At 66.3% G+C, this 15,813-nt stretch carries 19 protein-coding genes and 3 tRNA genes; 13 read left to right on the top strand and 9 right to left on the bottom strand.

Going from position 1 to position 15,813, the window contains the following annotated elements:
* The first annotated feature begins 100 nt into the window (after positions 1–100).
* From AB0N59_RS01660 to AB0N59_RS01650, 3 genes are all read left to right on the top strand, one after another.
* Positions 101–185 (top strand) — tRNA-Ser (locus AB0N59_RS01660).
* Positions 186–206: 21 nt separating this feature from the next.
* Positions 207–1,457 carry an LCP family protein gene (locus tag AB0N59_RS01655; protein WP_363477814.1) on the top strand — a complete coding sequence of 417 codons (1,251 nt, stop codon included), beginning with the start codon at positions 207–209 and terminating at the stop codon, positions 1,455–1,457.
* 63 nt (positions 1,458–1,520) lie between these two features.
* Positions 1,521–1,612, top strand: a tRNA-Ser gene (locus AB0N59_RS01650).
* On the opposite strand, the gene AB0N59_RS01645 is transcribed toward AB0N59_RS01650, so the two are convergent.
* The 8 genes from AB0N59_RS01645 to AB0N59_RS01610 are packed head-to-tail and all read right to left on the bottom strand — an operon-like array spanning position 1,591 to position 6,454.
* The gene (locus AB0N59_RS01645) at positions 1,591–2,733 is read right to left on the bottom strand and encodes a tyrosine-type recombinase/integrase (protein ID WP_363477811.1); all 1,143 of its coding nucleotides are present in this window, start codon (positions 2,731–2,733) and stop codon (positions 1,591–1,593) included. The genes AB0N59_RS01650 and AB0N59_RS01645 overlap by 22 nt on opposite strands.
* 29 nt (positions 2,734–2,762) lie before the next feature.
* Positions 2,763–2,951 (bottom strand): helix-turn-helix domain-containing protein, encoded by a 189-nt coding sequence (locus AB0N59_RS01640; protein WP_363477808.1) that lies wholly within the window; start codon positions 2,949–2,951, stop codon positions 2,763–2,765.
* On the bottom strand, positions 2,951–3,373 hold the full coding sequence (locus AB0N59_RS01635; RefSeq protein ID WP_363477805.1) for a hypothetical protein: 423 nt from the start codon (positions 3,371–3,373) through the stop codon (positions 2,951–2,953). Before AB0N59_RS01635 ends, AB0N59_RS01640 begins: the two co-directional genes overlap by 1 nt.
* Positions 3,366–4,733: a hypothetical protein gene (locus AB0N59_RS01630; RefSeq protein WP_363477802.1), complete on the bottom strand. Its 1,368-nt coding sequence runs from the start codon at positions 4,731–4,733 to the stop codon at positions 3,366–3,368. The genes AB0N59_RS01635 and AB0N59_RS01630 overlap by 8 nt, the downstream gene beginning before the upstream one ends.
* Complete coding sequence (locus AB0N59_RS01625; protein WP_363477799.1) at positions 4,730–5,293, bottom strand: hypothetical protein; 564 nt, start codon at positions 5,291–5,293, stop codon at positions 4,730–4,732. Before AB0N59_RS01625 ends, AB0N59_RS01630 begins: the two co-directional genes overlap by 4 nt.
* The gene (locus AB0N59_RS01620; RefSeq protein WP_363477796.1) at positions 5,290–5,742 is read right to left on the bottom strand and encodes a hypothetical protein; all 453 of its coding nucleotides are present in this window, start codon (positions 5,740–5,742) and stop codon (positions 5,290–5,292) included. Before AB0N59_RS01620 ends, AB0N59_RS01625 begins: the two co-directional genes overlap by 4 nt.
* A gap of 41 nt (positions 5,743–5,783) precedes the next feature.
* Positions 5,784–6,101, bottom strand: a complete 318-nt coding sequence (locus AB0N59_RS01615; protein ID WP_363477793.1) for a hypothetical protein — start codon at positions 6,099–6,101, stop codon at positions 5,784–5,786.
* A 41-nt stretch (positions 6,102–6,142) separates the two neighbouring features.
* Complete coding sequence (locus AB0N59_RS01610; protein ID WP_363477790.1) at positions 6,143–6,454, bottom strand: hypothetical protein; 312 nt, start codon at positions 6,452–6,454, stop codon at positions 6,143–6,145.
* Between the two features lie 98 nt (positions 6,455–6,552).
* Between AB0N59_RS01610 and AB0N59_RS01605 the strand changes: the two genes are divergently transcribed.
* From AB0N59_RS01605 to AB0N59_RS01595, 3 genes are read left to right on the top strand one after another with little or no spacing between them, the layout of a single operon-like run.
* Entirely contained in the window at positions 6,553–6,903 is a 351-nt protein-coding gene (locus AB0N59_RS01605) for a hypothetical protein (protein ID WP_363477787.1), read from the top strand.
* Positions 6,904–6,945: 42 nt separating this feature from the next.
* Positions 6,946–7,878 (top strand): HipA domain-containing protein, encoded by a 933-nt coding sequence (locus AB0N59_RS01600; protein ID WP_363477784.1) that lies wholly within the window; start codon positions 6,946–6,948, stop codon positions 7,876–7,878.
* Positions 7,862–8,674, top strand: coding sequence for a hypothetical protein (locus tag AB0N59_RS01595; protein WP_363477781.1), 813 nt, complete (start codon positions 7,862–7,864; stop codon positions 8,672–8,674). The genes AB0N59_RS01600 and AB0N59_RS01595 overlap by 17 nt, the downstream gene beginning before the upstream one ends.
* Before the next feature lie 284 nt (positions 8,675–8,958).
* Here AB0N59_RS01595 and AB0N59_RS01590 read toward each other — a convergent pair whose 3' ends face one another.
* Complete coding sequence (locus tag AB0N59_RS01590) at positions 8,959–10,074, bottom strand: replication initiator (RefSeq protein WP_363481168.1); 1,116 nt, start codon at positions 10,072–10,074, stop codon at positions 8,959–8,961.
* Positions 10,075–10,435: 361 nt separating this feature from the next.
* On the opposite strand from AB0N59_RS01590, the gene AB0N59_RS01585 reads away from it, so the two are divergent.
* The 7 genes from AB0N59_RS01585 (at position 10,436) to AB0N59_RS01555 (ending at position 15,783) form a co-directional block, all read left to right on the top strand.
* Complete coding sequence (locus AB0N59_RS01585; protein WP_363477778.1) at positions 10,436–10,657, top strand: multidrug transporter; 222 nt, start codon at positions 10,436–10,438, stop codon at positions 10,655–10,657.
* A gap of 160 nt (positions 10,658–10,817) precedes the next feature.
* Positions 10,818–12,437: a sodium-dependent transporter gene (locus tag AB0N59_RS01580; protein WP_363477775.1), complete on the top strand. Its 1,620-nt coding sequence runs from the start codon at positions 10,818–10,820 to the stop codon at positions 12,435–12,437.
* Complete coding sequence (locus AB0N59_RS01575) at positions 12,434–12,568, top strand: methionine/alanine import family NSS transporter small subunit (protein WP_204975576.1); 135 nt, start codon at positions 12,434–12,436, stop codon at positions 12,566–12,568. The genes AB0N59_RS01580 and AB0N59_RS01575 overlap by 4 nt, the downstream gene beginning before the upstream one ends.
* A gap of 112 nt (positions 12,569–12,680) precedes the next feature.
* Entirely contained in the window at positions 12,681–13,340 is a 660-nt protein-coding gene (locus AB0N59_RS01570; RefSeq protein WP_363477772.1) for a GntR family transcriptional regulator, read from the top strand.
* A 54-nt stretch (positions 13,341–13,394) separates the two neighbouring features.
* Entirely contained in the window at positions 13,395–14,027 is a 633-nt protein-coding gene (locus tag AB0N59_RS01565) for an asparagine synthase (protein ID WP_363477769.1), read from the top strand.
* A 73-nt stretch (positions 14,028–14,100) separates the two neighbouring features.
* Positions 14,101–14,173, top strand: a tRNA-Arg gene (locus tag AB0N59_RS01560).
* A 113-nt stretch (positions 14,174–14,286) separates the two neighbouring features.
* The gene (locus AB0N59_RS01555; protein ID WP_363477766.1) at positions 14,287–15,783 is read left to right on the top strand and encodes an L-serine ammonia-lyase, iron-sulfur-dependent, subunit alpha; all 1,497 of its coding nucleotides are present in this window, start codon (positions 14,287–14,289) and stop codon (positions 15,781–15,783) included.
* The last annotated feature ends 30 nt before the right edge of the window (positions 15,784–15,813 follow it).

Here is a 15,813-nt window from a genome sequence, read left to right as displayed (position 1 = left end):
GAAGATCCCCAGGAGTTCGCGCAAGAATGAGTCGTCCGCGTTCGGCTTCCCCCGGAGCCGATAGACTCGACGACTGACCGCCCGGTGAGAGCCGGAGTCGGGAGGGTTGTCCGAGCGGCCGATGGACCTGGTCTTGAAAACCAGTGGGCAGCAATGTCCCGTGGGTTCGAATCCCACACCCTCCGCTTCTTGTCGAAAGGCCCCGAGTGAGCACGTCCGTCAAACGGCGCCAGCCCGTGGCGCGCCATGGCCAGCTGCGTTCGCCCGGTGCGGCCGGGCAGCTGCTGAAGCTGATCGGCGTCGCGCTGGCAGTGATCCTCGTCAGCGGCGTGGGCGTCGCCGGATACGTGCTCGGCGGCTTCACGTCGACCGTCAACGCGAACGCTGTCGAGATCGAGGGCACCAAAGAACTGCCGCCTGACATCGGGGCGTACCCCGGCGGATTCGACATCCTGCTGACCGGTGTCGACACGTGCGAAGAGAAGTACAAGCACCTGTTCGGCAAGCGCTGCACCGGCAAGGACGCCGGCGGCACCCTGAACGACGTGAACCTGCTGGTGCACGTGTCGGCGGAGCCGCGTCGAGTGACCGCGGTGAGCTTCCCGCGAGACCTCATGCTGCCCATCCCCGAGTGCACCGACATCGACGGCAAGACCAACGGGGCGCTGCGCAAGCAGCCGCTGAACGTCGCCTACGAGCACGGCGGCGAGAAGGGCGGCCTGAACTGCGTCGCCAAGACCATCTCGCAGCTCACGGGAGAAGACATCGAGTTCGCCGCGAAGGTCACCTTCGGCGGTGTGATCGAGATCACGGATGCCATCGGCGGCGTCGACGTGTGCCTCGCGAACCCCATCAAGGACCGCTACACCGGCCTCGACATGGCCGCGGGCGACCACACGATCCAGGGCGTGCAGGCCCTGCAGTTCCTGCGCACGCGTCACGGCGTCGGCGACGGATCCGACCTCGGTCGCATCGGAAACCAGCAGCAGTACATGTCGAGCCTGGCGCGCAAGATGATCAGCGGCGAGGTGCTCGGAAACGTGCCCGTCATGCTCCGTCTCGCCGACACCGGCCTCAACAACCTCGAGGCGTCGAAGTCGCTGGCCGACCCCATGAAGATCGTGCAGATCGCGCTCGCCGTGAAGAGCGTGCCCTTCGAGGACATCGTCTTCGTGCAGTACCCGACGCTGGAAGACCCGTACGACCCGAACAAGGTCGTGCCGAACGAAGAAGCCGCGACGGTGCTGTGGGACGCGATCAAGGAGAACAAGCAGCTGCAGATCACGCATGAGGCGACCAGCAACGACGGCGTCGTCGTGAAGGAGCCCGAGACGCCCGCACCTACGGCCTCGGACACCCCGACGCCCGTGCCCGACGACGTCGTGGCGCTGCCCGACACGATCAAGGGCAACTCGGCCGCCGTGCAGACCTGCTCGAACGGCAACGTCCGGCGCTGATTCGTGAGTGCCCGCCGGAACGGGTATGCTTGCAAGGCGCGTTCGAGCGGAAGCCGGGCGCCTGGAGACGTCGCATAGTCAGGCCTAGTGCACCACCCTGCTAAGGTGGAGTCCCCTCACGGGGACCGAGGGTTCAAATCCCTCCGTCTCCGCCAGTTTTTCCCTGGTCAGAACCCGTTTTGCGGGTCTGCTCGACCGTTCCTCCCTCCGATGATTCGTGTTCCGTCGCGGTTCCAGGGGAGTGAGAGGGGAGCGCAGCGTTCAGACGGCGCAGCGCCTCCATATCCTGCGCCTCACCCAGCACATGCGCGTAGACCCTCAGAACGGTGCGCGGATCGTCGCCAAGCCACGCCGCAACCTGATTAATCGGCACCCCGGCGCGGAGCCAGCTCGAAGCGCAGTAGTGCCGCAGATCATGAATCGTGTGATCCGGTGCGGTCGTCGTCCACGCCACAGCGCGCCGGAAGTACGTACCGCGCAATTGCAGCCCCGTCGCACTCGTCGCCAGATAATCAGTCGGTATCTTGCCCGCAGCCCATGCCCGCGCGATCTCTTGCGCACGAGCAACCAGCGGGACGGTTCTCCGCCCCCGCGCCGTCTTCGGAGCCTTCTCCGCATAGCCGTCGCTCGCAGCCCTCAACACCCGCACGCCCGGGAACGGCACTTCCTGCAAGTCCCCGACACGCAGCGCACGCAGCTCCGACCACCGCAAACCCGCGAGGCTCAGGAACTCTGTAATCAACGCGCCGTGCGGCGAACGCTCCCGCTGAGCATCCAGCACCGTCGCCAGAAGCGCAGCCGTCAGCGGCGCGCCCTCATGCGCCTGCACAGCGCCCGAAGGCATCCGCACGCCCCGAACCGGATTCACTGGTGTGAGCCGCTGCCGAACTGCCCACGACCACAACGCAGAGAGCGTCGTTCTCAGCCGTGAAACGGTCGAGTGCGCCCGCCCCTTGTCCAGCAGCTCAGTCAGCAGTTCCAGCACGTCGCCCTCAGAAACCGAGCCAATGGGGTGCGCCGCGAACTTCGCAGGGAGAGCCGCGAGGTTGTCTCGATCCGTCCGCAACGTGTGCGGCGCAACCTGCCCTGAACGCGCTTCGAGGAACGCGGCGGCAACCTCAGACACCGGCTTTTTGGATCGGCTCGGAGGGACGAACCCGCCGCCGTGCAGCGCCTCCTTTTGCTGCCGCTCCCACGCCTCGGCTGCACGCTTCGTCGAGAACGTCTTGTCCGCAACGACACGGCCCCCGGAATGGAGCCGAACACGCCAGCTCACCCCGGAGGCCGTCTCTCGCCGCTCGAGACTCATGCGGCCCGGCCCGCGAGTCGATGCACGTCCGCTACGGCGTAAACCCGTCGAGCACCGACCACGAGCGGCGTGATCGGAAAGGTGCCAGCCCTGACCTTTCGCGAGATCGTCGACGGGTGTACCCGCATCAACTCTGCAAGCTCGGCCTCGGTATACCAGAGCGGCGTATCCGCGGTCTTGTGCATTACTTGTCCCTCCACTTCTCAACCAATCGGCTCCACTCGGTGTGCATATCGCTCAACGCCACATCGTCATCCGCAGTCCAGGTGCCGCCAGCGGTGAGGCACAGACGATCTGCTTCGCGTCCGCCGATTTCGTCCGTCAACCGTTCAAGCCGAATCACGGCTGCCCTATCCGCATCGGACTCAGGCGTGCGCAGTGAGGGCAGGACCGGTCGCAATCGGCGGGCCAGCGCGATGAACTCGTGAAGGTTCGTGACCACCTGCTCAAGCCGCGAACCCATAGGCCGAGTTAGGCGGCGTCGCTCGTCGTAGTACGCTCGCAATCTCGCGTCATGCTGAGCCGTCCACTGCCCAACCATGGCGAGGGCGATAGCTTGCTTCTCGAGGGTTGCAATCGCTTCATTCAGCGCATCAAGATCACTCATCGCTCACCCCCACGGGTGACGGGAACCGTCGCGCAATCTCCGTGATGTCCTCGTCAGACACCCAGGACGCCCGGAACTGCACGATGCCTCCGGTCTCCCCGTCGATCACGTAGCCCATGCCGGCCTTCGTGGTCGGGATGCGGTCGCAGTGGGCGCCGGCCTCATACGCAGCCGACCCGAGCGCCAGCACAGCGTCATCTTTCGTGCGGAAGCGCAGCGCGACGGTAGCGGTGAACAGATCACGCGACGCCAGCGACTCCTTACGCGGGTCTTGCATTGCTGCTAGTACCGCGATCCCCGCAGCGCGCCCGGTCGAAAGCACCCGCTTCAGATTCGCGTCTACCGCGTTCCGAGACTTCGTGTCAGGCGCGAGATACGACAGCGATGCCGCCTCATCGATCAGCAGCAGCTCCAGCGGCTCGGTCGCAGTAGGCACGTGCTTTCGCAGCCCGCTCTCCCGCATGTACGCCAGGCGATCATCCAGCCGCAGCGCAAGCCGCTCGATCATCGCCGCTGCCTCGTCGTAGCTGTACGCGACATCGTGGAACAACGGACGGCCCGCAGTGAGTTCCACGCCGCCCTTGAGGTCCACACCGTGCACCCGCACCGTGCCCGCATGGATGCTCGGCGCGAGCTGCCCCAACGCAGACCAGATCACGCTGCCCTTACCCGCGCCCGATGCGCCAACGAGCAGAGTTTGCCGCCCGAAGATCGGAAGCGAGAACGGGCCTTCTGACGTGACTCCGATACGCACCGGAGCGGCAGCGTCGGCCAGCGGAACCATGCGGAACGGGATGGTCCCCTGATCCGCCAGAGCATCCCGACTGCGCACCTGAACCCGTACCGTCGAAGCCGACGCCGACGAGCACTCAACTCCGAAACCCAGCGCGGCGCTCACCTTCTCGTCGTCGTAGTCGCTCGGCACCGATCCCGGCACCACCTGATAGACAGCCGCAGGGCCATGCGCACGCAACTCGACCCGCACGAGCGCCGGGAAGGTGCGCACCTTGTCACCGTTGCGCGTCGTCCCGTCACGAGTCACACCCGCAGCTACAGCCCAATCCGGATTGACCTGCCGCAGCCGAGCAAGCGCCGACTTCTCGAACTTCGACAACGACGCACGATCCGCGCGAGCAAGCCGAGGCCGGAACACCGACGCAAGGACCCTGCTTCGCCCCAGCACACGATGACGCAGCGCGGGGACGAGCAGCACCAGCGCCAGCCCGAGGACGATCACCGCCCACAGCACCCGCCCAAGCACAGCCACGGATTCGAGGCCGGACGGTGCTCCGAACAGCCCGAAGGCGAGTAGCAGCACTCCCATGAGTGCCAGCACCGCCATAGTGATGAATTTGTTCATTGTCCGTCCTCCTTTGAATCACGCCACAGCGGCGGGAGCGCGAATAGCCCGCCGACCGAGAGAGCGACCAACGTGCAAGCGATGCCCCACTGCGCACCCGGCCACAAGAAAACGGTGCTGATCGTCATGTCCCGCTGCCCGCCGTACTGACCCCACCCGAGCCAGGCGCTCGCGATGCTGCCGAACATCGGCCCGACGCACAGCACGATTCCGATCAGCAGCACAGCCCGAGCAGACAGCACCACAGCGAGCCGCGCCCAACCTCGACGCTCAGTAACGGCATTGACGAATCGACCGCCCGTGCCGTCGCGGATCACACCCCGCATATCGGCCACCAGCAGCAGCGCGAAGACCCACAGCGCCACTCTCAGTAGATCGTTAAACACGACCTCCGAGAACGAGTCGTGGATGTTCCCGGCGTCACGCCAGTTCGGCCAGTACGCGGCAACCGTCGCGACCATTCCCGATAGCGACCACAGCAGCCCAGCCATGAACGCCGCGCCGAACACCCACACGACAGCCGCGCGCCCCGCTCCTGCCCAGACCTGTGAAGGCATCATCGTGACACCTCGGGAATCGTGACATCGACGCGATGCAGAGTCGGGAGGCCGACCGTCTCCCACGCGCCCTGATCTTCGGTCCGAGCGGTCACGGTCAACGCCAACTCGTAAGTGCCCGCATCGAGGTTGTCCAGCCGCACATGCGCCCCAGCAAGATAGCCGTACTTCGCGTAATGCCACTGCACGAGAGCGCAGGGACCTTGCGTGTCCACGCCGCCGCCGATGATGACCCGGCACAGCGGCTTATCGTTGCCGTCCTCGGTGATTTCGAGCAGCGCACCCTTTGCGTCTGACGGCGGCGGGAAGTACACAACGGCAGAACCGTGCGCCGAATCACCCGCCCGACCACTAACGATCTGCGACACACTCGGCTCATCCGGTGCCGACTCCGCATAGATGTCCACAGTGCGTGGCGTGGAGGCCGGGGCGCACCCGGCGGTGACGCTCATTACGAGAGCCACCGCCAGGAGCCCCAACACAAGACGACGCATCAGGACGCTGCCTTCTTGCCGCCCATGTACGTCCCGCTGACAGATACGCGAAGGTCGAAGCCGTCCTTCTGGTTCTGCACACTGATACGCGCGTCCGCAGGGTCCAGCGCGACCTCAGTGAATGCGCCGAAGCCGTCTTCACGATCAGTCGTCAGAGTGACGTCCAGCACATCCGCCCCATCCGCGAGCTGCAGCATCGCCTGATGCCGGAAGAGCGCAGCGCCGCGTGCATTACGCTGAGGTCGATCCGTGGACTGTCCTGCCGCACGGTCGAACTCGAAGACCGGGCGACCGGGCTGCGAGGACTTGCCGCGCACCGTGACACCGTCGCCGAAGGGCAGCGCAACCGAGTTGACCATCAGCTCACCACCGCCAGAGTCTCGGCATCCGTCAGCAGCCGTGCCTCGAACGTGAAGTACCGGCGCTGTGTGCCCGTCACCGTCGCCGCGTCGATGTACGGCGAGCTGACCAGCTCACGCAGCCCGAGCAGCACCGCCTTACGCGGCAGACGCACTGCGTTCGCCAGCTTCGTCGTCGCCACGACCTCGCGCCGAACCTGCGACAGCTCGAACTTCTCGGACGGAACCAGCAGCGCCCCGAGGACGGCCAGACCGTACCCCGACAGCTTCCCGTCGTCCCGCGCCTTCTCATACAGAGCCATGTTTGACATGACGTTCCTTTCCTGTCATTGAGTGTCGATCGATCGACCAACGTCAGAACCGTAGCATATGTCGATCGATCGACCAACGTCTGAGATACGATGTCTTCATGACTCCGCGACCTCCATCCGTACCGTCGTTTGACCCCGACGCTGACTACCCAGCGCGCGACGCAAACGATCTGCGCGAGCTCGCGACATTCTTTGCTGAGGCGGCGAACACATTCGAGCGTGCGGCCGCTATCGCAGGGGGTAGCGAAGCCGTCGAGACTCGTCTCGATGAGGTCGCGGCGCTGAGCACGAAGGGCCGCGCTCAAGCTGAGCAGCTTCAGCATCTACTCGCCGAGTTTGCGATCCACCAGGGCTACACGCAACGCGGGATCGCGAAGAAGCTGGACATATCGAACTCAACGGTCTATCTCTGGTGGCACGACCCGCTTTCGCGCGACGACCTCGTGTAGCGATGTGAGGTTGATGCGGAGTGCTTCCGTAGACTTCAGAGCGTGAGCCAAGACCGCGTAGACGTGACGACATGGGAGCGTCTGAGAGTCGAACCGCGCGGCGCATCTGAGAAGGTCTGGTTGTGCGAGCCGGGCGGCTCGTCCACTCGCCCTGATGGACACTGGCTCTTCAAGCCTGCAACGGTTCACGCCAATGGCACGCGTCAGGTGGGCGACTGGACCGAGGCGGTGGCCGCTGACATCGCCGCGCACTTGGCGATTCCGGCGGCTCAAGCTCAGTTGGTTGTGCGCGACGGTGCTCAGGGCGTGCTTTCTCGCAACGTCCGGCCAGCGGAATACGACATGGAGAGCGGGCGGCTCGCGATGCTTGACCGAATCAGTGTCGCGCTCCGCGATTCTGCGCGCGATGGCACGGCGTCTATCGGGCATTCTCTGGCGAACATCCGTTTGACTCTCGACGCGTACGGACCGCCGCCTGGGGCATCCTCTTGGAGCGTGTGCTCTGGCTATGACGTGTTCGTCGGCTACTTGGTGCTGGATGCCCTCATCGGCAATCGGGATCGGCATGAGCAGAACTGGTCCGTACTTCGGGCTCGCTCCAGCCGTGGCCCAGCCGACTCACTGGCCCCGGCGTATGATATGGAAGCGAGCCTTGGGTTCCAGTTGACTGACGAGGCCAAGCGATCCCGGCTCGCAAACGCCGATTCGCTTGCGGCGTTCGCGCGCAAAGGACTCGCGCAGCGGTTCGACGGTGATCGCAAGGTTACCCTGGTCGATTTTGCGGCCCGTGCCGTTGAGGACTGTACTTCTGAAGGCGTCAGGCGCATCGCAACGTTGGTTGAGGAGATCGCAACGACAGACTTCGAAGCCTTGCTTGCGAACCGCGACGGCGGAGTGTCGGAGGCCACGCGTATGTTCGCAGGTGCAGTGTTGATGATCAATGGAAGGAGGATCCAAGATGCCATCCGTGCTTGAAGATATGGCCGCCGATGCCGTGACCGCGACTGAGTTGCTGGTCGTCTGGCAGCAGCCCAGCAGCCGCGCGATGATTCCGGTAGGGGTCCTTGCGTTCGACGGCCGACTCTACACGTTCGAGTACCTTCCCAACGTCGCGGAGATCGATGAATTTCGACCGTTGCTCGGTTTCCGAGATTTCACGGTGACCTACGAGAGCGACGAACTCTTTCCGCTCTTTCATGAGCGTGTGCTCGACCCGACCCGGCCGGACTTCACCCGCGTCCTTGATGACCTGAAGATCGATCCGGCTTCAGCTACTCCCTGGGAGCAGCTGGTCCGCTCGGGAGGATCGTCGGAAGGCGACACGCTTCAGGTGACGCCCCTTCCGCGAGAAGAAGCGGGCGGCGGATGGACTTGCACAGCGTTGGTCGCAGGCGTTCGCTACCTCGCAAGGAAGAGCATCGCGACCGCAGACGGTGTGACACGCATCTACACAGCTGACGAGCTTGAGTCTCTGCTGGATCGATTGAGCGCGGGACAGGTGCTCCGTGTGGTCGCTGAGGTTGGGAACGAGTACAACTCAGAGGCCCAAGTACTCTTCACCGAGCAGCAGGAACCGGTCGGCTATCTACCGGATTGGCTCGCGAAACTGACTGCGCCGTGCCTGACGAACGGCTCAACTCTCCATGCCGTGATTGACCGTGTGAACGATACGAGCGCGGGCTGGCATCTTCGGGTGCTTGTCACGTTGCATGCTGATGAGCCATTCGATCAGCTACGGGATCGCATCAACAGCACGACCCGCTCGGCCTGAGCCTGACCGCTTGGCCGAGTTCTTCGCGGAAATATCCCATCCATGAACAAGGGACCCGGCTTCGCCGGGTCCGAGGGCGGGCGGCGCGCGGTGCGCGTGCGGCTTCGCCGTTCACCCGCGCGCCGCCCGCCCTCGTCCGGATCCCCGTTCCTATTCAGATCGGCCACTCCGCAGCCACTTTCGCCCGCTTCGATGCTGCCGCGTGCGCGAGCGCACTTTGCCAACGACCGATGGACACGACAAACAGCCCCACCGTCGCCGGTGAGGCCAATCAGTGGCCGCTCTCACGGTGCACGCGCGTGCTGCCGAGCCTCCCAAGCTTCACGAGCACGCCGAGCACGAAGATCAGCCGCGAATCCAGCCCAGAACGCCTCATCCGCCCCGATCCCGCTGCCCGGTTCGCCCGCGATGTTCGCTGCCGCCCACACCATCCGTTCCTCGCGGATACGCCGTCGCGTGAGGTGCGCGAACGACCATCCTGCTCGCGCCTTCGTCGGGCGACTCATCGTGACCGTGTGCCCTCCGTACCCGAGTGACCGATGCGCATTCTTCGGGCAATCGACCGGCCCTGATTCCGGGCAGTGCTTGCATCGAACTTGAAAGCGCGCAGCGTGCCGCAGCCGTCTCACGAACTCCAACCGCTCGGGCGACGGATCACCGTCGGCGGCGTCCTGCCCCGGCACAATATCCTTGAGCGAGTAGTTCAGCGCCTTGGCGACATAGCCGACAACGCGAGCGGCAGCAGTAGACATGTCCGGAGCCACGCCATTCTCCCGCGCTTGCTTCGCTCGAATCTCCCGATCCGCAACACCCTTCTGCCCCCACGCCACGAACTCGCCCGTAGCCGGATGCGCAGCCGTTGCCCTACGAGCTGCCATGCCGAGTGTCACTGCTGACTCAGCCGTATGATCCGGCACCCTCACGACCGCGTGAACGTGCAACGCCATACGTGCCTGAACCTCGCGCACCACGAAGTACTCCAACGACGGCTCTCGTCGCCGCATCGCATCCACCGACGACGCCCACAGGCGAGACACCGCACCATGCCAGCGCGCCTGGCCCTGATAGTCGTACCCGTCCAAATCGACCGGCAGCCCGCGCAGCTCCACATCACCAGGCTCATGCACGCCCCCGCAAGCGCAATTGTGCCGTTTGCTATCCCACGGCTTCGGCACCCTATGGACAGCCCCGAATGACGGCGCACTGAGCGTGATGAAGAAGTACCGGAAGCCCTGTACAGGTTGCCCGTCCGCATCCCAGATACCCGACCGCGCCAGGCGCTGCCAGTCCCCACGCTGCTGAGCGCTGCATGACGGGCAGATAGCCGACCGGCGGGACTGGCACCGGACGAACACACCCGGCTTGACCTCGTATGGGCGGGCGCAGCTCGAACGCCGCATCGCATCCGCGAACGCATCCGCAAAGCTCGAATCCGACATCGCAGCCGGTCGGCCCAGGGGAGTATCAGGGGAGCGGCACCGCCGAACACGCCGACAGCGGGCGTGCATCCGGTGCACCGGCACACACGATCACGCGGAGCATGCGTGCACCCTGGCACTGCTAAGGTGGAGTCCTCGCAAGGGGACCGAGGGTTCAAATCCCTCCGTCTCCGCCAAGAATCCCTGATCCGGATGAAGTTCGGATCAGGGATTTTCACGTAGGCGGGTGGCGCTTCTCCACCCCAGAGCCACCTCACTATCCCCGTCGCGCTCCGCAGGCAAGGGTCTCGCGCGAGGCGCGGCATCCGGGCATCCTGCCGTCATGTCCGACAACACCGACGCAACCGACGACATGACCCACGAGCAGAAGCTGCGCGATCAGTTCCTGCGCGCCGAGCACTCCACCGAGGCCGACGCCGCACCTCGCATCGAGGTGTCTGAGCACGACGGCAATACCCGCATCGACATCGCCGACACCGCCGCGGTGCGCCCGGGGCCCGGACCGGGGGTCGAGGGGGCCGAGGAACCCGAGAGCGGCCGATAAGACAACTGACGCCGTGCGCTTCGCGCGGAGTTGCGCGCTTCGCGCGGATTGAATCCAGGCATCCATCCGCGCGAAGCGCACATTCCCGCGCGAAGCGCACTTCAGTCGGGCACGGACTGCCGAAACCGGCGGGAGCACGTGCCTCCGGTAGCCTCGGAGGATGGCGAACGCAACGACGCAGACCACCAAACGCGAGGGCTTCGGCTCGCGCAACGTCTTCATCATGTCGGCGATCGGATCGGCTGTCGGGCTCGGCAACATCTGGCGCTTCCCGTACGTGGCGTACGAGGGCGGTGGCGGCGCCTTCCTGATCCCGTACCTGTGCGCGCTGCTGACCGCGGGCATCCCGCTGCTCTTCTTCGACTACGCGATCGGCCACCGCTTCCGCAGCTCGGCGCCTCTGGCGTTCCGCCGGATGAACCGCGCCGCCGAGCCGCTCGGCTGGTGGCAGGTGCTCATCTGCGTCGTGATCGCGACCTACTACGCGGTGATCATCGCGTGGGCTGCGATGTACACCTGGTTCTCTGCGAACATCACGTGGGGCAAGGGCAACGAGCAGGACTACTTCTTCACCGACTTCCTTCAGATGGGCGACGTGAGCGCGGGGCTGTCGACCGAGTTCGTCCCCCAGGTCGGCCTTCCGCTCATCGGAACCTGGCTGGTCGTGATCATCATCATGACCCTCGGCGTGAAGCGCGGCATCGGCGCGGCCAACATGATCCTCATGCCCCTGCTGACGCTGATGTTCGCCACGCTCGTCGTGCAGTCGCTGTTCCTGCCCGGCGCGATGGACGGCCTCACCGCGTTCTTCACCCCGAACTGGGAGGCGCTCGCCGACCCCGGCGTATGGGCATCCGCCTACGGCCACATCTTCTTCTCGCTGTCGGTCGCCTTCGGCATCATGGTGACGTACGCGTCATACCTCAAGCGCAAGACCGACCTCACGGGCTCCGGTCTGGTCGTGGCCTTCGCGAACTCGAGCTTCGAGATCCTCGCCGGCATCGGCGTGTTCGCGGCCCTCGGGTTCATGGCCGCAGCGCAGGGCACCGAGGTCTCGGGAGTCGCGACGTCGGGGATCGGCCTGGCGTTCATCGCGTTCCCGACCATCGTGTCGAACGCGACCGGCGGTTCGATCATCGGGGTGCTGTTCTTCGGAGCGCTGGTCTTCGCCGGCGTCACCTCGCTCGTCTCGGTTCTCGAGGTGGTCGTGGCGGCCCTGCAGGACAAGCTCGGCTGGGGACGTGTGCGCACCACTCTCGTCGTCGCGATCCCGGTGGCGCTCCTGTCGATCGCCTTCTTCTCGACGACCACCGCTCTCGCGGTTCTCGACACGACGGACGCCTTCGTCAACGCGTTCGGCATCATGGCCGTCGCCCTGGTCGCGGTCGTGCTCGTCGCCTGGATCCTGCACAAGCTGCCGGTGCTGCGCGACCACCTGAACAAGCGCTCCAGCTTCAGGCTCGGCTGGACGTGGATGCTGCTGACCGGCGCTCTCGCACCGGTGGTGCTCGGCTACCTGCTCTACAACGAGATCGTCGCGAAGCTCGAGGCGCCCTACGGCGACTACCCGGCGTGGTTCCTCGGGATCTTCGGGTGGGGGATGGCGATCGCCCTGATCGTGCTGGCGGTGCTGCTCACCCTGCTGCCCTGGAGTCGCCGTTCGCACGCCAAGCTCGACCCCGACTACGACGAGTTCCTCGTCGAGGAGGACTACGAACCGGATGCCGAGACCGCCGGCATCCGACTGCCCGGCGAGACGGCGAAGGGAGCACGCTCATGACCACGACCGCCATCATCATGATGATCATCGCGATGGTCACGGTGTGGGGAGGCCTCGCCCTGGCCATCGTGAACCTCGCCCGTCATCCCGAGGTCGCCGACGACGAACCGGCGCCGCCCGTCGAGCTCTAGCCTCCGACATCCGAGAGGGTCGCCATTCGCATGGCGACCCTCTCGTTCGTTCTGCGCACCGGCGTGCGCAAGGTGCTGGCTCAACCTGCGCCGGGGTGGTATGAATCCGATCATGGCGATCGACGGGATACCGGAGCTCGAATCCGAGCGGGTCGCCGACGTGCTGCGCGACGACATCATGTCGGGAAGGCGAGCCCCCGGTTCGCGCCTGATCGAGCGCGACATCGCGGCCGAACTGCAGGTGTCGCGCCTGCCGGTGCGCGAGGCGATCAAGGTGCTCGTCGCCGACGGGATCGTCGTGGCACGGCCCCGCAGCGGGGCGACCGTGCGCGAGTTCTCGCCGCAGGATCTGCAGGACTTCGCCGAGGTGCGCGAGGCGATAGAGACGCTCGCCTTCACCCTCGCCACCGAGCGCCTCGACGATGTCGGGCTGGCGCTGCTGGAGTCCCTCGTGACGCAGGAGACGAATGCGGCGGCCATGGGAGACGGTGAGGCGGCGCGCCAGGCATCCGCGGGCTTCCACCTGGCCGCGGTGCGGCTGTCGAAGAACACCATGCTGATCGAGCTCGCCGCCTCGCTGGTCACCCGCCTGCGCTGGCTGTTCGGGCAGCACGACGACGTCGTCGGGATGGCCGCGACGCACCGCCGCATCCTCGACGCGGTACGGGCGCGTGACGTCGAACTCGTACGGCGGCTGATTCCCGAGCATCTGGCGGAGGGACGGGCCGTGGCGCACGAGCGGATGTTCGGGAGCTCGGTGAGGCGGGACTGAATCCGCCCCACCGGTGTCGGTGGGGTGCCGGTACGCTCGAATCGGGAGGTACTTGTGGGACGAACATCGGAGGCCATCGCCGAGGGCGTCGCGATCGCCACGGCGGCCGTTCGGCTGACCGTCAAGAACCAGATCCTGGTCGGCACGATCGCGCGGGGCGGCACCTTCGAGATCGAGCACTACATGGACGAAGCCCGCGCCGCGCTGCGCGCGATGGCCGATGAGTCGGAGCAGGCGGCCGAGCACCTCACGGCGCTGCGCAAGCGGGCACGAGGCCGCCACTCAGACCCGCACGGCACCCACGACTACCGCGACCGCGACGTGCGCAATCTGCGCCGGCGAGCCAAGCAGTCCACGGGGGTCGCGAATCACCTGCGTGAGATGACCGACGATCCCGAAGCGCTCAGAGCGCTCGTCGAAGAGGCCAGGGCAGCGGCCTGGGACGACGTGCGCAGCAACCTCGACCGCCGGCTGCGGGTCGAGGGCATGCGCGCCGACCAGGATCCCGAGTACGAGCAGATGCGCGAGGCGCGCATGCAGGCGCTGAAGCTGGTCGATCTGCAGGCGCTGTCGTCAGAGCAGCGCGCCCGTCGCAAACGCGAGAAGGCGGTCGAGAAGGCCGCGGAGAAAGACGCTGCGCGCGCCGAGAAAGAGGGCAGACGCGTCCCCTGGACGCGCAAGGCGTGAGCCCGATCCTGCTCGATTTCACTTCTCGGCAGAACGTGTTGTAGGCTGTTCTTCGGCCCGCTGAGCGGGCCGTGCGCCCCTAGCTCAATGGATAGAGCATCTGACTACGGATCAGAAGGTTGGGGGTTCGAGTCCCTCGGGGCGCGCACTGTGTTGAGACAGTAGTGAAACCCCCGTCGCGAAAGCGGCGGGGGTTTCGCCTTTCCTGCGGGTCTCTCTCCCGGCCCGCGAGCGGCCCCCGCGGCCGTAGGCTGGAGAGGTGACTGCGTACGTCTCGGCTTTCGATCTGTTCTCCATCGGTGTAGGACCGTCGAGCTCGCATACCGTCGGCCCGATGCGCGCCGGCGTCGACTTCGCGGATCGCCTGCGCGCCCATGGGCTGATCAGCCGCGTCGCGCGCGTGCGCTGCGAGCTGTTCGGGTCGCTGGGGGCCACGGGGCTGGGCCACGGGACCCCGGATGCCGTCGTCGCGGGCCTGCAGGGACTGCATCCCGAGACCTGCGACCCGGCTGCCGTCCGCGAGCTGTGGAGCAGGTGGCCCGAGGGGCGCGATCTGCTGCTGGCGGGGGAGCACAGCATCCCGTTCGCGAAAGACGACATCGCCTTCGTGCCCCGCACCCGCCTGCCCGGCCACCCCAATGCGATGACGCTGCACGCCCTCGACGCCGACGGAGCGCCGGTGCTCGAGCAGACCTACTACTCCGTCGGGGGCGGCTTCATCCGCCGTGACGGCGAAGAGGCGCGCGTCGCCGCGGCTCCCCAGCCCTACCCCTACGACACCGCCGAAGAGCTGCTGGCCCTGTGCGACGAGACCGGCATGTCGATCGCCGAGATCGCCCGCGCGAACGAGATGGCCGTCCGCACCGAAGAGGAGGTCGCGGCCGGACTCGACGCGATCTGGGACGCCATGGCCTCGTGCGTCGATGCCGGCCTGCACTCCGAGGGCACGCTGCCGGGCATCCTGAAGGTGAAGCGACGCGCGGGCGACATCCGTCAGCAGCTCGAGGCCTCAGAGGCCGAGGGGCACGCGGCCCTGCCTGGCGAGTGGCTCGGCGCCTTCGCCCTCGCCGTCAACGAGGAGAACGCGGCCGGCGGACGTGTGGTCACGGCTCCCACGAATGGCGCCGCGGGCATCCTCCCCGCCGTGGCGATGTACTGGTGGCGCTTCCTCGCCGACTCGGGTCTCGGCGTCGGCAACGCCGTGACCCCGCACGGCGAGCTGGTCGGCAGCGCCCTGCTGGGCTTCCGCAACGAACAGGCCGCTCTCCCTGCGGGCGAGCCGCTCGATGAGGCCGCCGTGGCCGAGGCGAACCGCCGTCGCGGCATCCGGCGCTTCCTGCTCACGGCGACCGCGCTCGGATCGCTGTTCAAGGCCAACGCGTCGATCTCGGGTGCCGAGGGCGGCTGCCAGGCCGAGGTCGGCTCGGCGTGCGCGATGGCCGCCGGCGGTCTCACCGCCGTGATGGGCGGCACCGTGCGCCAGATCGAGAACGCGGCCGAGATCGCCATGGAGCATCACCTCGGCCTCACCTGCGACCCCATCGGCGGGCTGGTGCAGATCCCGTGCATCGAGCGCAACGCGATCGCCGCCTCGACCGCCGTCACGGCCGCGCGTCTCGCGCTGCGCGGCGACGGTCACCACTACGTGTCGCTGGATGCCGTCGTCGAGACCATGCGCCAGACCGGCCTCGACATGTCGACGAAGTACAAGGAGACCAGCGAGGGCGGGCTCGCGGTGAACGTCATCGAGTGCTGATCGATTGCTCCCCCGAGATCCTGTTCTCGG

The organism is Microbacterium sp. NPDC089321 (assembly GCF_040684935.1).
In the GTDB taxonomy this organism is placed as follows: domain Bacteria; phylum Actinomycetota; class Actinomycetes; order Actinomycetales; family Microbacteriaceae; genus Microbacterium.
Note: the sequence above shows the minus strand (reverse complement) of the source record. Positions and strands in the feature narration are given on the sequence as shown.

Excerpts from the sequence above, each read along its gene's own strand:
- AB0N59_RS01640 (WP_363477808.1), bottom strand. The coding sequence starts at position 2,951 with ATGCACAAGACCGCGGATACGCCGCTCTGGTATACCGAGGCCGAGCTT.
- AB0N59_RS01635 (WP_363477805.1), bottom strand. The coding sequence starts at position 3,373 with ATGAGTGATCTTGATGCGCTGAATGAAGCGATTGCAACCCTCGAGAAG.
- AB0N59_RS01630 (WP_363477802.1), bottom strand. The coding sequence starts at position 4,733 with ATGAACAAATTCATCACTATGGCGGTGCTGGCACTCATGGGAGTGCTG.
- AB0N59_RS01625 (WP_363477799.1), bottom strand. The coding sequence starts at position 5,293 with ATGATGCCTTCACAGGTCTGGGCAGGAGCGGGGCGCGCGGCTGTCGTG.
- AB0N59_RS01620 (WP_363477796.1), bottom strand. The coding sequence starts at position 5,742 with ATGAGCGTCACCGCCGGGTGCGCCCCGGCCTCCACGCCACGCACTGTG.
- AB0N59_RS01610 (WP_363477790.1), bottom strand. The coding sequence starts at position 6,454 with ATGTCAAACATGGCTCTGTATGAGAAGGCGCGGGACGACGGGAAGCTG.
- AB0N59_RS01605 (WP_363477787.1), top strand. The coding sequence starts at position 6,553 with ATGACTCCGCGACCTCCATCCGTACCGTCGTTTGACCCCGACGCTGAC.
- AB0N59_RS01595 (WP_363477781.1), top strand. The coding sequence starts at position 7,862 with ATGCCATCCGTGCTTGAAGATATGGCCGCCGATGCCGTGACCGCGACT.
- AB0N59_RS01590 (WP_363481168.1), bottom strand. The coding sequence starts at position 10,074 with ATGCGGCGTTCGAGCTGCGCCCGCCCATACGAGGTCAAGCCGGGTGTG.
- AB0N59_RS01585 (WP_363477778.1), top strand. The coding sequence starts at position 10,436 with ATGTCCGACAACACCGACGCAACCGACGACATGACCCACGAGCAGAAG.
- AB0N59_RS01580 (WP_363477775.1), top strand. The coding sequence starts at position 10,818 with ATGGCGAACGCAACGACGCAGACCACCAAACGCGAGGGCTTCGGCTCG.
- AB0N59_RS01575 (WP_204975576.1), top strand. The coding sequence starts at position 12,434 with ATGACCACGACCGCCATCATCATGATGATCATCGCGATGGTCACGGTG.
- AB0N59_RS01570 (WP_363477772.1), top strand. The coding sequence starts at position 12,681 with ATGGCGATCGACGGGATACCGGAGCTCGAATCCGAGCGGGTCGCCGAC.